Annotated in this window: 14 protein-coding genes; 8 read left to right on the top strand and 6 right to left on the bottom strand. The window is 37.8% G+C overall.

Features of this window, described 5'->3' with window-relative positions; translation table 11 throughout:
* Positions 1-3: 3 nt before the first annotated feature.
* Positions 4-2256, top strand: coding sequence for an exo-alpha-sialidase (locus GO621_RS16215; protein WP_157568941.1), 2253 nt, complete (start codon positions 4-6; stop codon positions 2254-2256).
* 708 nt (positions 2257-2964) lie between these two features.
* Entirely contained in the window at positions 2965-4059 is a 1095-nt protein-coding gene (locus GO621_RS16210) for a sensor histidine kinase (protein ID WP_157568938.1), read from the top strand.
* A gap of 41 nt (positions 4060-4100) precedes the next feature.
* Here the strand turns inward: GO621_RS16210 and GO621_RS16205 are convergent, their stop codons facing one another.
* Positions 4101-4523, bottom strand: a complete 423-nt coding sequence (locus GO621_RS16205) for a BLUF domain-containing protein (RefSeq protein ID WP_157568936.1) — start codon at positions 4521-4523, stop codon at positions 4101-4103.
* 429 nt (positions 4524-4952) lie between these two features.
* Positions 4953-5960: an SDR family oxidoreductase gene (locus tag GO621_RS16200; protein WP_157568934.1), complete on the bottom strand. Its 1008-nt coding sequence runs from the start codon at positions 5958-5960 to the stop codon at positions 4953-4955.
* Positions 5961-6100: 140 nt separating this feature from the next.
* Here GO621_RS16200 and GO621_RS19330 point away from each other — a divergent pair, with 140 nt between their 5' ends.
* Together GO621_RS19330 and GO621_RS16190 are read left to right on the top strand one after the other, a co-directional pair.
* Entirely contained in the window at positions 6101-6787 is a 687-nt protein-coding gene (locus GO621_RS19330) for a GNAT family N-acetyltransferase (protein WP_198170288.1), read from the top strand.
* A gap of 58 nt (positions 6788-6845) precedes the next feature.
* Complete coding sequence (locus GO621_RS16190) at positions 6846-7028, top strand: hypothetical protein (RefSeq protein ID WP_157568932.1); 183 nt, start codon at positions 6846-6848, stop codon at positions 7026-7028.
* Positions 7029-7182: 154 nt separating this feature from the next.
* Here the strand turns inward: GO621_RS16190 and GO621_RS16185 are convergent, their stop codons facing one another.
* Positions 7183-7656, bottom strand: coding sequence for a DUF4112 domain-containing protein (locus GO621_RS16185; RefSeq protein WP_198170287.1), 474 nt, complete (start codon positions 7654-7656; stop codon positions 7183-7185).
* Between the two features lie 229 nt (positions 7657-7885).
* Between GO621_RS16185 and GO621_RS16180 the strand changes: the two genes are divergently transcribed.
* Both GO621_RS16180 and GO621_RS16175 read left to right on the top strand, forming a co-directional pair.
* A complete protein-coding gene (locus GO621_RS16180) occupies positions 7886-8983 on the top strand; it encodes a mandelate racemase/muconate lactonizing enzyme family protein (protein ID WP_317163463.1) in 1098 nt (365 codons plus the stop codon).
* Positions 8984-9089: 106 nt separating this feature from the next.
* Positions 9090-10364, top strand: a complete 1275-nt coding sequence (locus GO621_RS16175) for a D-alanyl-D-alanine carboxypeptidase/D-alanyl-D-alanine-endopeptidase (RefSeq protein WP_232335683.1) — start codon at positions 9090-9092, stop codon at positions 10362-10364.
* An 18-nt stretch (positions 10365-10382) separates the two neighbouring features.
* Here GO621_RS16175 and rlmF read toward each other — a convergent pair whose 3' ends face one another.
* Entirely contained in the window at positions 10383-11345 is a 963-nt protein-coding gene (gene rlmF, locus GO621_RS16170; RefSeq protein ID WP_157568928.1) for a 23S rRNA (adenine(1618)-N(6))-methyltransferase RlmF, read from the bottom strand.
* 443 nt (positions 11346-11788) lie between these two features.
* Here rlmF and GO621_RS16165 point away from each other — a divergent pair, with 443 nt between their 5' ends.
* The gene (locus GO621_RS16165) at positions 11789-12229 is read left to right on the top strand and encodes an Hsp20/alpha crystallin family protein (protein WP_157568926.1); all 441 of its coding nucleotides are present in this window, start codon (positions 11789-11791) and stop codon (positions 12227-12229) included.
* Positions 12230-12387: 158 nt separating this feature from the next.
* On the opposite strand, the gene GO621_RS16160 is transcribed toward GO621_RS16165, so the two are convergent.
* Both GO621_RS16160 and GO621_RS16155 read right to left on the bottom strand, forming a co-directional pair.
* Positions 12388-12846 carry a cold-shock protein gene (locus tag GO621_RS16160; protein ID WP_157568924.1) on the bottom strand — a complete coding sequence of 153 codons (459 nt, stop codon included), beginning with the start codon at positions 12844-12846 and terminating at the stop codon, positions 12388-12390.
* A gap of 134 nt (positions 12847-12980) precedes the next feature.
* Complete coding sequence (locus GO621_RS16155) at positions 12981-13172, bottom strand: cold-shock protein (RefSeq protein ID WP_157568971.1); 192 nt, start codon at positions 13170-13172, stop codon at positions 12981-12983.
* A gap of 296 nt (positions 13173-13468) precedes the next feature.
* Here GO621_RS16155 and GO621_RS16150 point away from each other — a divergent pair, with 296 nt between their 5' ends.
* Positions 13469-13846, top strand: a complete 378-nt coding sequence (locus tag GO621_RS16150; RefSeq protein ID WP_157568922.1) for a response regulator — start codon at positions 13469-13471, stop codon at positions 13844-13846.
* Positions 13847-14012: the final 166 nt, after the last annotated feature.

Below are 14012 nucleotides of genomic sequence, written 5' to 3'. Positions count from 1 at the left end.
AATATGAAAAGATTTTTTATTTGCCTTCTGTTAATTGCATCCCTGTTTCAGCATACCGTTAATGGCCAGCAATTGAACAAACCCTATAACTGGAAAAGTGTACAAATAGCAGGCGGCGGTTTTGTTGACGGTGTTATATTTCACCCTACAGCAAAAGGATTGTTGTATTGCCGCACAGATATGGGCGGCGCCTATCGCTGGAATGATGTTTTAAAAGCATGGGAAGCCCTGCTAGATTGGGTATCTTATAAAGATAATAACCTGATGGGTGTAGAAAGCATTGCGCTTGATGCAAATGATCCTAACCGGCTTTACATGGCTTGCGGTACTTATACCAGTTCTCCGGGCCCGAATGCTATTTTAAGTTCTGATGATAAGGGGAAAACTTTTAAACGCACAGACGTAAAATTCAGGATGGGAGGCAATGAAAATGGCAGGGGTAATGGAGAACGTATGGCCGTTGATCCTAACAACGGGAACCTAATTTATATGGGTACACGCCTCGATGGTTTGTGGTGCAGTAAAGACCGGGCTGTTACCTGGAACCGTGTAGCAGGTTTCCCGGAGATAACAGAACCTGTTGTAGCTGCAGGTCCAGAAACTCCCCGCCGTTACAGGCCACGTGCTAACGGAATTATCTTTGTAATATTTGACCCTAAAAGTGGCAGCTTAAATAAAGGCAGTAAAATTATATATGCAGGTATTTCTCAAAAAGGGAAAGACAATTTATACAAAAGCACAGATGCCGGAGCTACCTGGGCACCGGTAGCAGGACAGCCGACAGCTTTAATGCCTACACATGGCATTTTATCATCCGATGGTATGCTATATCTAACTTATGGAACCAATCCGGGACCGGATAGAATGACCGATGGAGCAGTTTATAAATTTAACACCGTAACAAATGAGTGGACAGACATAACACCTGTAAAACCGGAACCGGAAAATCAAAAAGGATTCGGTTATGCGGCTGTGGCTGTTGATCCGAATCATCAAAACACACTCATCGTCAGCAGTTTTAACCGTTATGGAAAAGCGGGCGGCGAGGATATATTTCGTAGTACAGACGGCGGTAAAACCTGGCGGCCAATTTTTACGGGCGGAGGCGGAGGAAAATTCGATTACACGTTGGCGCCATATATCAAACATACAGGTATCCACTGGTTATTTGACCTGGAAATTGATCCTTCAAATTCAAATCATGCGATATTTACTACCGGTTATGGATTGCATGAAACTTTCGATTTGACAGACGCAGATCAGGGTAAGCCAACTACCTGGAGTGTAATGAACAAAGGCATTGAAGAAACGGTAGCGCTCAGTTTGCTTAGTCCGGCTAAAGATGCAACGTTGGTATCAGGCATTGGAGATTATGGAGGCTTTGTACACTACAATTTAGATAAACCTGTACCGGAAGGTAATTTTGTAAACCCGCATTTTGCAAATACAGACGTGGTGACTGGCGCAGCACTTAACCCTGACCTTATGGTTAGGGTAGGCGAAGGTTCTACACAAGTAGGAGGTGGGAATATTGGGTACTCTTTGGATGGCGGAAAAACCTGGCAACTGCCTAAAAGCACACCACAACCTGATAGTAAACGAGGTACTGTTTGTGTTTCCGCATCGGGCAAAACCTGGATATGGATACCTGCACACAGCGCTGCCTTTATCACCAATAATAATGGTGAAACCTGGCAAAGGATAAGCGGATTGCCTGATAATACTCCGGTTATAGCCGATCCTGTAAACCCGACAAAATTTTACGCTTTGTCTTTGTTTGATGGAAAGCTTTTTGAAAGTAACGATAGCGGAAGTTCCTTTCAGGAGCATGAACTAAAGCTGTCAAACGGATTACCTCAACGGGGTAACCGGGGAGACAACCGTGGACAACAGGACCATTTATATACAACGCCTGGCAGAGAAGGCGATCTATGGATACCAGCTTATGATGGTTTGTATCATACTGATAATATAAATAAGGCTTTTGAAAAGATTAATAATGTAGAGGAAATTCATGCCTTTGGTTTTGGCAGGGCAGCCAAGGCTAATGGTTATCCTGCATTATACCTTGCCGGAACGATCAACGGAGTAGATGGTATATTCCGCTCTGATGATAAAGGGAAAAGCTGGCTGCGGATCAATGATGACAGCCGCCGGTGGGGATTAATACTTCAAATTACTGGAGATCCTAAAACTTACGGCCGCGTATATGTTGGTACACATGGCCGGGGTATTTTTTATGGTGATAAACATTAAATAGAGTAAGTACAAGCCAAAACAGAGAAACCCTTACTTAAAACTCAGAAAAATTTATAGTGCTTCTTTTAGGCATATAATTGTTTTTTGTATTTTTTATAGATACAAAAAGCATGAAAGTTTTATATTTTTCAGGTGATAAAAGAAGCATAAAAAATAATTTAAACAACCTCTTAATACCATTAAATATTTTTAAATGCAGGTAAGGTAATTGCAACAATTAGTTAAGACACAAAATATAAAAATTGCCATAACAGATTTTGGAACAGGCATACCGAAAGGTCCACCTCTTTTTGGTTTTAATTACCTGTAGTTTAATACTTCTATTGATAAAAAACGCTGTTATATTTGTCCATCTGCCATTTAATTATTTATTTGTTTTTGCAGCAAAAGAAATGCTACAATCATAATTTATAAAATTTTTGGCTGATGTTAAAGATATGAGAAGAATTGCTATGCTTCTTTTACCCTATAAAAATTAGTGTTGTAGTGCTTCCTCACCAATTGAAAAATCAGTTTTTATACGATAAAAGAAGCATGTTAATTTTTAACCAGCTAAATTCAGGAAGAAAATTCCGAACAACTTAAAAAAAGTGGGATTCCTCTTAATTTAAATTTAACTTAATTTTTAATACCAATAAGAAAGGAAAGGCAAAAAAACATATATTGCTTTGCTATTAAACCAGTTATTTTCAACCAATAATCTTCATGAAGTTAGAACAAGCAGAGGGTAACTTAAACATTTTAAGCAGAATGGTTGCAGATCATGTTCCTGCAATGCTGGCTTATTGGGACAAAAATCTTGTTTGTTTGTATGCAAATTCTGCTTATCAAGATTGGTTTGGAATGGGCCCTGATGAAATGATTAATAATAAGATGACGATCGATAAAATCCTGGGGCCTCTTTATCAACAAAATTTACCGCACATTTTAGGGGCATTAGCCGGAGAAAACCAAACCTTTGAACGCGAAATTGTAAACCCAAAAGGGGTTATGATGCACTCCATTGCAAATTATATTTCAGATATAGAAGATGGGGTAGTCAAAGGGTTTTTTGTGCATGTTGCTGATATTACTTCCTCAAAATTGTTAGAGAAAGAGGTAACCCTCAAAAATGAAATCATCAACGATCAGAATAAAAGGCTTCTAAATTTTGCAAATGTTGTGTCTCATAACCTGAATACCTATTCAAATAATTTAAAAGGGATTTTAGATTTATTTGAAAATGCAGAATCTGTGGCCGAAAAAGATGAAATGATCGCTTATCTAAAAGAAATTTCTAACCGGTTCAGTTCAACTGTTGTTAATCTAAATGAAATAGTTTATGCTCAAAATTTAACAGATTTTGCACACGAACCTGTTAATTTGTTTGAATACACTAATAATGTAATTAAAACGCTCCTTATTCAAATTAAAGCGTCTGAAGCTGTAGTTAAAAATGAGGTGGGGGACAACATTATTGTAAAAGCAAATGCGGCTTATGTAGAAAGTATTATTTTAAACTTGCTTACCAATGCCATTAAATACAGGCAACCTGGCCGGCAACCTGTCATTGCCATTTCAGCCCGTATCCAGGATAAAGAAGTAGTTTTAAGTATAAAGGATAACGGTTTAGGGATTAATTTAGCAAAGTGCAAAAAAGACCTTTTCGGAATGTACAAAACATTTCACGGAAACTCCGATGCTAACGGTATCGGTTTGTTTATTACCAAGTACCAGATAGAAGCAATGGGCGGACGTATTGAAGTTGAAAGTGAGGAAGGTGTAGGCACAACGTTCCATCTTTTTTTAAAATATAAATAATAAATTTAACCTTTTGTTAGTTCGGACCAGAAAAGTATAAGCTATGTCATTCTGGTACTTTCAGCAAACCTCTTTAAAATAGATAAGGCAGGATGCTGTTCTCCCTTTTGGGCAGGAAGAAAATTTGGGCTGGCTGGGTCGGCAAAACCTTTTATAGCTGTAAAATCTTCGGCCGATGCAACTTTAAAACCCATTGACCAATCCGGAAATATTCGCTCTTCTATAGTTTGGCAATCCAATTGTATTACACTATGGTGGCGGTTATCTTTTTTAATCTTCTTAATCAGCGTATCCACATCCCTGTCGTTTCCTTCCAGCACCTGTAAAAAAATCCCATCGCCAAACAGCATCATTCCCGTAATTTTGTTTGCTTCATTGTTTTTTCTAAAATGGATCAGCATCGTTTCCAGCATCCCTGTCTGAAAATACATAGATGCGGTGCTCATATAGATGATATATTTCACGGTGATAATAATTTTTATAATAAGGGAACAGGCAAAGATTTATAAACCAAATACAACATTTACGTAGTGATGAATGGGCTTCGAAGCAAAAATAATTAAAAACGATAAAGAAAAATCCAATAAAGTACATCTTATTTTCTGGCAATCCTGTATATTTCTTTATAAATTTAAGAATTAGTTTGATCTGGGAGAATGTGTTAGTTTTATTCTGTTTGAGTTGATGCTTCTTTTATCACCTAAAAGATGGCAAGCTTTGTTAAATTTACATACACAAATTTTTAGGTGATAAAAGAAGCATCAACATAAATTGAACTTAAATTATGTGGAGATGTGGTGCAAAAAAGCATAAAAAATGGGGCAGCTATGTACCCCGTTTTTTACATTAAATAATAATGATTGATTGTTGAAATGCTTTTAAAAACACAATAATTAAGGCTGGCCGCTTCCGCCTGCGGAGCCATAAACCTGCCCGTTTGCATAACTGGCATCACTTGCGGCAAGCTGCACATAAATAGATCCAAGTTCTGCCGGTTGCCCTGGCCTTCCAAGCGGTGTTTGTCCGCCAAACATTTCCAGTTTTTCCTGGGTTGCGCCTCCGCTAACTTGTAAGGGCGTCCAGATTGGTCCCGGCGCTACGCCGTTTACCCGAATGCCTTTTGGCCCAAGTTGTTTAGCAAGAGATTTAACATAATTCATGGTAGCGGCCTTGGTTTGTGCATAATCGTACAAGTCAGGCGATGGGTCATAAGCTTGTTCGGATGTCGTTCCAATGATAACCGAGCCTGGCTGCAAGTGTGGCAGGGCAGCTTTAATAATCCAAAATGGCGCATAAATATTAGTCTTCATCGTCCAGTCAAACTGCTCGGTAGATATATCCAAAATAGATTGATGTGCTTGTTGCCTTCCAGCATTGCTCACTAAAATATCCAGTCCGCCCAGTCCGCGTACAGCATCTGCTACCAGCTTTTGGCAAAAAGCTTCGTCCCGTAAATCTCCGGGAATAGCAATTGCCTTGCGGCCTTCAGCTTTTATCAGCGCAATAACTTCGCGTGCATCCGGTTCTTCAGTTGGAAAATAATTGATCGCTACATCTGCCCCTTCGCGTGCATAAGCAATTGCGGCAGCTCTTCCCATTCCAGAATCTCCTCCTGTAATCAGTGCTTTACGGCCTGCTAAACGGCCAGAACCTTTGTAACTGGTTTCGCCATGGTCCGGGCGCGGGTCCATTTGACTGGCTAAACCAGGCCATGGTTGTGATTGGCCTTTAAACGGAGGTTTTGGATATTTGGTAGTAGGGTCTTGCAGTTTTTGTGGCGCCACATGTTCTGGGTTTGAACTTCCTGGCCCGGCAAAAACCGGTGAAACGGCAGCAGCAGCCAAAGTAGCCCCTAAACCACCAATTACTTGGCGCCGGTTAATTTTATCTTTTTCATTCATGATATTAATGTTTTTGTTTTTTTAAATAACTTATCCTATCTCCATAAGTTTTAATTGCTTATTTAAAAAATGTTGTCCCCGGTTAAAAAATCAAAAACCCTTTAAGCTTCTTATTGTGCCTGTTTTTATATGTTTGCAAAGTGGAACATGTATTAGATAATCCAGCCTGGAACGCTTTAATTTCGGGTAACCGTAAGTTGGCATACGGAAATGATGCAATTAAATATTTTGCAAAGGATGTATCTCCATTTATCGGCTTTAAAGAAACTGCTTCTAATAACTTCCGGCTTCTTCATGATTTAATTCCGCACAATAACCCGGTTATATTAATCAGCCCTAAAGAAACCGAAGTGGCAGGAGAGTGGAAAGTATTGAACTGCATCGGTGGTTTTCAAATGGTTTACAATCAACCTGATGAGTTACCTGAAGAAGTAAATGTGGAAATAACACCTTTAAAAAAGGAACATGTACCACAAATGCTTGCCCTTACTAAATTAACCAACCCGGGGCCATTTGCCGAAAGGACCATTGACTTTGGGCATTATAACGGAATTTTTAAAGGAGAAGAATTGGTGGCAATGGCCGGGCAACGCCTGCATATATTTGAGTACGCAGAGATAAGTGCAGTATGTACGCATCCTGATTATTTGGGAAAAGGTTATGCCAAGCAACTGCTGAAACATCAGGTCAGGCGGATCAAGGCAGCTTCTGATATTCCGTTTTTGCATGTTCGTTTTGATAATATGCGGGCAATCCAAGTTTATGAAAGTTTGGGATTTGCTGTTAGGACGGAAATCTTCTTTTATGTCATACAAAAGCAAAGCTAAGTTGAAGATAACCTAAAACTAAGTTTAGAAAATGATGTTAGCGATATAAATAAAAACTATGAACAATTTTTTCAGGACTATAATTGCAGCATGGGGCGCTAAAAAATTAGGCGGAGGCTGTTTCTCTACCATTGTTATATTTATTATAATTTACACCATGTTAGGAAAATGTAACCAGCAGCCTGCGCATGCAAGTTCAATTCCGGCACACGTAAAAGTACAGGCAGCAAAAAGGTTTTAATTTCGATTAGTAAGTTCCTAAACTTGCAGTTTCTTTATTTTAGGATGCTTCTTTTATGCCTGTATTTTTTGTTTCTTCTATCCATAAAAAAAACTCAATTTTTAGGCGGTAAAAGAAGCATTGGTGATGGAAACAACAATTGCAATCTGCATTTTTAAAACAAGCCAAACAGCCATTGCGAAAGTTTGTAAATGAAAAACACAAACACGGCAAAAAAGATCAGCAGTACTAAAAATACAATAACCAAAACACCGGTGCCATTTCCCTGGTGCCTTCCTTCCTGGTAATGTTCTTTTAAAAGCTTAATGTTACGGGAGTTGGCCTTGTAGTAAAAATCGAACACTTGTCCTATCAGTGGTATTCCGCCAATTATAGCATCTATAAAAATATTTAAGACCATCAGGATCAATACTTTCCGGCTCACACCATGTCTGGCCATAATCCAAACCAGCGCTGCTGCAACGATAAAACCGGAAATATCTCCTGCAACAGGAATCAGGTTGATAACAGGATCAAGCCCAAACCTTAGTTTTGTCCCGGGAAACCTGAATTTTTCATCCAAAAGATAAGCAATACGCTCTACCCATTTTAGCCTTCCCGTTAAAGCTGCTTCTTTAATATCTTTCACTATTTAAGTTTAAACGCTTACCTGTAACCCAAAAACCTGTACCGATGTTTTTGTTCTGGTTAGCTACGCTGATAAAACCACAAACAAACATAGTTTTAATAGCGAAAATCTATTACTTTTAAAATGTCCTTTTAAATATTAATTTTAAGTTTAGAACAGTCCAAATATTAATTACAAATCCATAGTTCTATTAATCACTTGGGATTGTAAAGCATTTTAGAACAATACCGTGAAATTTACCTCATTCGAAATTTACAAATATTCTATTCCGATAGAACCTTTTACCATTGCTACAGGCACGATGGAGTTTGCCCAGAATATTTTTATCCGCGCAAATACAGATATTGGTTTAACCGGTGTTGGCGAATGTTCTGCTTTCCCGATGATTGTAGGCGAAAGTCAGGGAACTTGTTACGAACTGGCCAAAGATTTTGCAGCCATCTGGAAAAATAAAGATGCTGCCGAGATTGAAACAAGATTAGCAGAATTGGATTTATATATCGCTAAAAATTATACGATAAAAAGCGCATTCGACATGGTTTTGTACGATCTAGCCGCCAAACATGCAAACCAACCTTTATACAAGTTTTTAGGCGGAGAAAAAAGGAAAATTGAAACTGATATTACCATCGGGATTGCTGCCCCCGAAGCAATGGCAGGTTCTGCCCTAAAATTTAAAGCACAAGGTTTTGAAATCATCAAAGTAAAATTAGGCAAGCAGCCGGAAGAGGATATTGAACGGATCAAACAAATAAGAAATGCCATTGGGCCAGATATAAAGTTACGTTTGGATGCAAACCAGGGCTGGACTTTTGATGATGCTGTTTTTACCTTGCAAAACTTAGCACAATACAACATCCAATTTTGCGAACAACCCATGCGGACTTACAACGATAATTTGCTGCCCGAACTTTGCAAACTTTCGCCCATTCCAATTATGGCCGATGAAAGTGTTTACACACATTACGATGCAGAACGCATCATTCAAAATAAATCTGCAAAATACATCAATATTAAATTTGCCAAAAGTGGCGGCATAAACGAAGCCATTAAAATTAACCAGGTTGCAGAAAAAAATAACATAAATTGTATGCAAGGCGGAATGCTGGAAAGTCGATTGGCCTTAACTGCAAATGTTCATTTTGCAATGGCTTTTAAAAACATCAGCTTTTTTGACTTGGATACTTGTTTGTTAGGGCATTTGGTTGATCCGGTAATTGGAGGTTGCAAGTATAATGGAATGCAATTGGAATTGGATGATTCTCCTGGTATTGGTGCAGATGTGGATCAAGGATATTTGGATCGGTTGGAACAAGTAATTATTTAATTGGATAATGGTTTATCTAAAAAATGTGATGCTTTTCAAAAAAACGTTTTTAAACAAAAGTTTCAAAAGAATAAATTTATGCTTCTTTTATGCCCTAATTATTTGCATGCTTTCAAGCTGTTCTCATCAAATTACCAAACACAAAATCAGCAGGATATTCAAAAACTCAACCATCAACAAAGATCATTTTACAGGTTTTGCTTTGTACGATCAGGAAAAAAAGAAAATGATTTATGAGGAAAATGCGGATAAATACTTTACACCTGCATCCAATACCAAACTTTTTACTTTTTATACAGCTTTGCAAATGTTGGGCGATTCTGTTCCAGGTTTGCGTTATATAACAAAAGGCGATTCTTTGATTTTTTGGGGAACCGGCGATCCTTCTTTCCTGCATTCCAATTTAAAATTAACCAAAGTATTTGAATTGTTAAAAAATACTTCTAAACAATTGTTTTATTCGGCTTCCAATTTTACCGGAGATTTTTATGGTGAAGGTTGGCCTTACGGCGATTACAATGATTACTATCAGGCAGAAATAACAGCAATGCCGATAGAAGATAATGTTGCCATAATTAGTGCAGATGCACAAGGGAAATTGCAAGTTAAACCAAGTTATTTAAAAAAATATTTGCAACAGGATACTTCTTTTATACCACAAAAATTTATGGTTAAAAGAAGCATTTTTGAAAACAAGTTTGTGTATCCTGCCGGTCCGGTCCCTACAAACTTTAAACAGGAAATCCCATGGAAAACCAGTCCGGAATTAACACTTGCATTATTGCAGGATACTTTAAAAAAACCAATTGGATTAATTAAGATGGATATGCCAGGATCAGCAAAAATAATTTACAGTATTGCTGCCGATTCTGTTTACAAGCAAATGCTTTGGCCAAGCGATAATTTTATTGCCGAGCAACTGTTGCTGGTTTGTTCATCTACTTTACCCGGAGGGGTTTTAAGTACGCAGGCTGTTATCGCTTACAGCAAGAAAAATTTTTTGAGCGATTTGCCGGACGGGCCGCAATGGGCAGACGGTTCCGGGCTTTCCCGCCAGAATCTTTTTACGCCCAGAACAATGATTGCTATCCTGCAAAAAATAGAAAACAAAGTAGGAAACGAACAAAAACTACATAGTTTATTGCCTGCCGGAGGTGTTTCCGGTACGCTTAAAAATGCTTACAAAACCGATAACGGTATTCCTTTTGTTTGGGGGAAAACAGGTTCTTTATCCAATAATCATAACCAGAGCGGTTATTTAATTACCAGAAAAGGCAAAAGACTGCTGTTTTCTTACATGAACAACAATTACACGCGCCCAACGGCAGAAATTCGCGGAGAAATGGTTCGGGTGATGACAGAAATTCATAACCGCTTTTAGTCTTCATCTAACATAACCTTATTTCCGGTGTTTCGATTGCCATTCCTGTTGTTCAGCCTGATCCAAAAATGTCCATGCTAAAATACGGCTGGTTTTTTGTCCCTGCGCCATGTTTATGGTCCTGACTTCTCCTGCTTTAAATTTTTCCAACGCACGGTAACATCCCGGCAGCGTTTCTTTTTTAGAGATGAGCGAAGTAAACCAAAAGCAGGATTTGGCAAAAGCTGCACTTTCTTCAATCATCTGACGCACAAAACGTTCCTCTCCGCCTTCGCACCAAAGTTCTGTGTTTCTGCCGCCAAAATTTAGCGTTACGATGCCTTGTTCGGCTTTGCCCAGATTTTTCCATTTCCGCACTGTCCCTGCAGTTGCTTCCGTTAAAGAAGCGTGAAAAGGCGGGTTGCACATAGTCAGATCGAAGGTTTCTTTGGGAAGGATTATACCTGTAAAAACATGCTTTGTCGAATTTTGCTTCCTGATGCTGATGGCTTTTGTTAAAGAATTAGCTTGTACCATGTTTTTTGCAGAACTGATGGCAACAGGATCAATATCAGATCCGGTAAAGTTCCAGCCGTATTCCTGGTGCCCGATCAAAGGATAAATACAATTTGCGCCTACACCAACATCCAGCACTTTTACAGATTTTCCGCGAGGAATAATTTCTTTGTTTGACGAAGCCAATAAATCGGCGAGGTAATGAATATAATCTGCACGCCCGGGAACAGGCGGGCATAAATAACCTTCTGGAATATCCCAAAATGCAATGTTGTAAAAATGCTTCAGCAAAGCTTTGTTTAACATTTTTACAGCTTGCGGATTTTTAAAATCGATGGACAAATCCTGAAACGGGTTAAGGGAAACAAACGCAGCTAAGTCTGGAAAGCTTGTTATCAGTTCCGGAAAATTGTAGCGGTATTTATGCCTGTTCCGCGGATGCAGCTTATCTTTTAGTTCTACAATTAGTTTTGGCTTCGCTGGCATTAAAAACAAATTTCACTGTAAAAGTAATCCAAATTTTTAAGGCCGGCCATCAAGCTAAAAACTTGTTCAGGTTTATTCAGCCTGCTTTTCATGCTTCTTTTATCACCTAAAAATTTTAATTGTATTGTTTGGATTTGATTGAACAGAGGCCGATGCAAATTTTTAGGTGATAAAAGAAGCATCAACAGTTTTTACAGTATCATCTCGCCAAGCACTCCATTTGTTGTTTTAAAGAAGCTGGTACGGGTTGTTAAAATGAAAATTTGACATTTCAAAACTGAAAAAATTTCATTCATACTGTCTGTTTTTCATCAGTTCTTATACCTGCTGCTGCTTTATCTGTTTTGGCATTCGGCTTGTTTAAGCTTATACGGATAGCAATCCAAAGTTTAATTAATTAATGTATCCATTTATTTTTTAAAACAATTAAAGGAGAATAAACCATGGCATTGGTTAAATTTAACAACGACAAAAGAAACAATTCATTATTGCCAGGCTTTAATGATGTTTTCGAATCTATTTTAAACGACACCTTTTTTTCTGACCGCATGGTAACCCGCGTACCTGCTGTTAACATCAGCGAATCTGCTGAAAATTATCATATCGAACTTGCTGCCCCTGGTTTAAAAAAACAGGATTTTAAGATTAATGTTGATGATAACGTGCTGAATATTTCTGTTGAGCAACAAAAAGAAAACACCGAAAATAACCGGAAATATAACAAACGCGAGTACAGTTACAGTTCATTTGTGCGTTCGTTCACTTTACCAGAACTGGCCGACCATAATCGTATTGAAGCTGCTTACGAAGATGGCGTGCTGAAAATTGATCTGGCTAAAAAGGAAGAAGCCAAAACCGTGAGCCGGCAAATCGATATAAAATAAGTGTTGGTAATAGCTTTAAAAAAGCTGCCATTTGGGCAGCTTTTTTGTTTTTAACGGATATCTAAAGGAAAACCTGTCTGTTATATGGATTGCGCTATTTTGTAAACCAGCTACTGTTTTTATGCCTGTAAAAATAGCAGGTACAAAAGCACTCAACTTTACTTTACAGCTTTTTTAACTTTAATGGCATTTGGGCCTTTTTGTCCCTGTTCGGTTTCAAAAGTTACTTTATCACCTTCTTTTACCGGGTCAACCAAACCATTGATGTGGACAAAAACACTGTCCTGCGTTTGCAAATCTTTAATAAACCCATATCCTTTTGATTCATTAAAAAACGTAATCGTTCCGTTCCTGATCAAATCTGCCGGCAATGCAGCTTCTTGTTTCGGCACACCAATTTGTATGTTTTCTACAAGGTTTTTCCTTTTTTTAGTTGGATCCGGAGGTGTGGAAGTAATATTTCCGTTTTCATCCACATAAGCCATCATTTCGTCCAGGCTTTTTCCTTTATCAGAATTAGCTTTACGATCTTCTGTCTTTTCTTTTTTATCCAGTTGTTTTTTTAATCTTTTCTTTTCTTTTTCTTTTTTACTGAAAGTTTCTGTTGATCTACCCATTGTTTTATTTTAATTATTGCGAAGGCTTCGCAATGTGCTGTTCGTTTGTTATAAAATTATAAAAAAAATCGGTTATAAAAAAAGCATCCTCCTAAAAAGGAGAATGCTTTATAAATGATGATTATAGTATAATATTAACCTACTTTTACATTTACCGCGTTAGGGCCTTTACGGCCTTGCTCAACGTCAAAATTTACAGAATCGCTTTCGCGGATATTGTCAATCAGACCTGAAGAATGAACAAAAATTTCGCTTCCACCATCATTAGGTGTAATAAATCCGAAACCTTTTGTTTCATTAAAAAATTTTACTGTTCCTTGTTGCATTATATATTTAATAAGTCTGCAAGGTACTGAATAATACTGATAGTTTTTCTTTTTATTAAAAGTTTTTAAACATAATTTAAAAACTAACTGTATTAGTCCGATTTTTTTAGTAAAATTAATCACCAAAAAAATCAGCCTGTTAATTTTTATGCCATAAAAACAGCATCGGCCAGTTTTCATTTCTTTAGGTTGATTCTGTTTAACCGATACATTTCTTTTATTTACCGATACATGTTTCGGCTATCAGGGAAAGTGTAAGAAGTTTGTAGGCATCATCAGCATTTTAGATTTTACTTATGGAATTATTGGCCTCACAAAAGCGGATATTGGTTTTGGACAAGGATAGCCGGATACAATCTGTAGTTGACGAAATAAGCTGTTATGGCGATTTTGATTTGCAAACCATTTATGATCCGAATGCGGTTTATGATAAAGCTAAAGTTTTCAGGCCAGACCTTATCATCCTGGATTATTTGCTGCTCGATGGCGATTGTGCCGTAATTTGCCAGGACCTGAAACAGGATGCCGAACTGCATACCGTTCCGATTATTATTGTTACGGCTTATAAAACCAAAAAAGCAAATGAAGATTTTTATAAATGCGATGCCCTTTTTATTAAACCGTTAGATATTCAGGTTTTAGCTTCAAAAATGGCTTATTTAATGGCTTCTTAATTTATCGATTTTAAAAAAAAGCTCTTCTACCAAAATTTAATTATACTGCCAATCGGTAGTAAAAAAGGGGCCTATGCAATTACTATACAAACAAAAAATTAAGTTAACAAGCCTCATCATTCATCTTGCAGGCTGGATGCTGTTCCTTTGCTTTCCGCTTGTTTTT

The organism is Mucilaginibacter arboris, from assembly GCF_009754915.1.
In the GTDB taxonomy this organism is placed as follows: domain Bacteria; phylum Bacteroidota; class Bacteroidia; order Sphingobacteriales; family Sphingobacteriaceae; genus Mucilaginibacter_A; species Mucilaginibacter_A arboris.
This window is presented reverse-complemented; position numbering and strand designations above follow the sequence as displayed.

Excerpts from the sequence above, each read along its gene's own strand:
- GO621_RS16215 (WP_157568941.1), top strand. The coding sequence starts at position 4 with ATGAAAAGATTTTTTATTTGCCTTCTGTTAATTGCATCCCTGTTTCAG.
- GO621_RS16200 (WP_157568934.1), bottom strand. The coding sequence starts at position 5,960 with ATGAATGAAAAAGATAAAATTAACCGGCGCCAAGTAATTGGTGGTTTA.
- GO621_RS16190 (WP_157568932.1), top strand. The coding sequence starts at position 6,846 with ATGAACAATTTTTTCAGGACTATAATTGCAGCATGGGGCGCTAAAAAA.
- GO621_RS16150 (WP_157568922.1), top strand. The coding sequence starts at position 13,469 with ATGGAATTATTGGCCTCACAAAAGCGGATATTGGTTTTGGACAAGGAT.
- GO621_RS16175 (WP_232335683.1), top strand. The coding sequence starts at position 9,090 with ATGCTTTCAAGCTGTTCTCATCAAATTACCAAACACAAAATCAGCAGG.
- GO621_RS16210 (WP_157568938.1), top strand. The coding sequence starts at position 2,965 with ATGAAGTTAGAACAAGCAGAGGGTAACTTAAACATTTTAAGCAGAATG.
- GO621_RS16165 (WP_157568926.1), top strand. The coding sequence starts at position 11,789 with ATGGCATTGGTTAAATTTAACAACGACAAAAGAAACAATTCATTATTG.
- rlmF (WP_157568928.1), bottom strand. The coding sequence starts at position 11,345 with ATGCCAGCGAAGCCAAAACTAATTGTAGAACTAAAAGATAAGCTGCAT.
- GO621_RS16155 (WP_157568971.1), bottom strand. The coding sequence starts at position 13,172 with ATGCAACAAGGAACAGTAAAATTTTTTAATGAAACAAAAGGTTTCGGA.
- GO621_RS16160 (WP_157568924.1), bottom strand. The coding sequence starts at position 12,846 with ATGGGTAGATCAACAGAAACTTTCAGTAAAAAAGAAAAAGAAAAGAAA.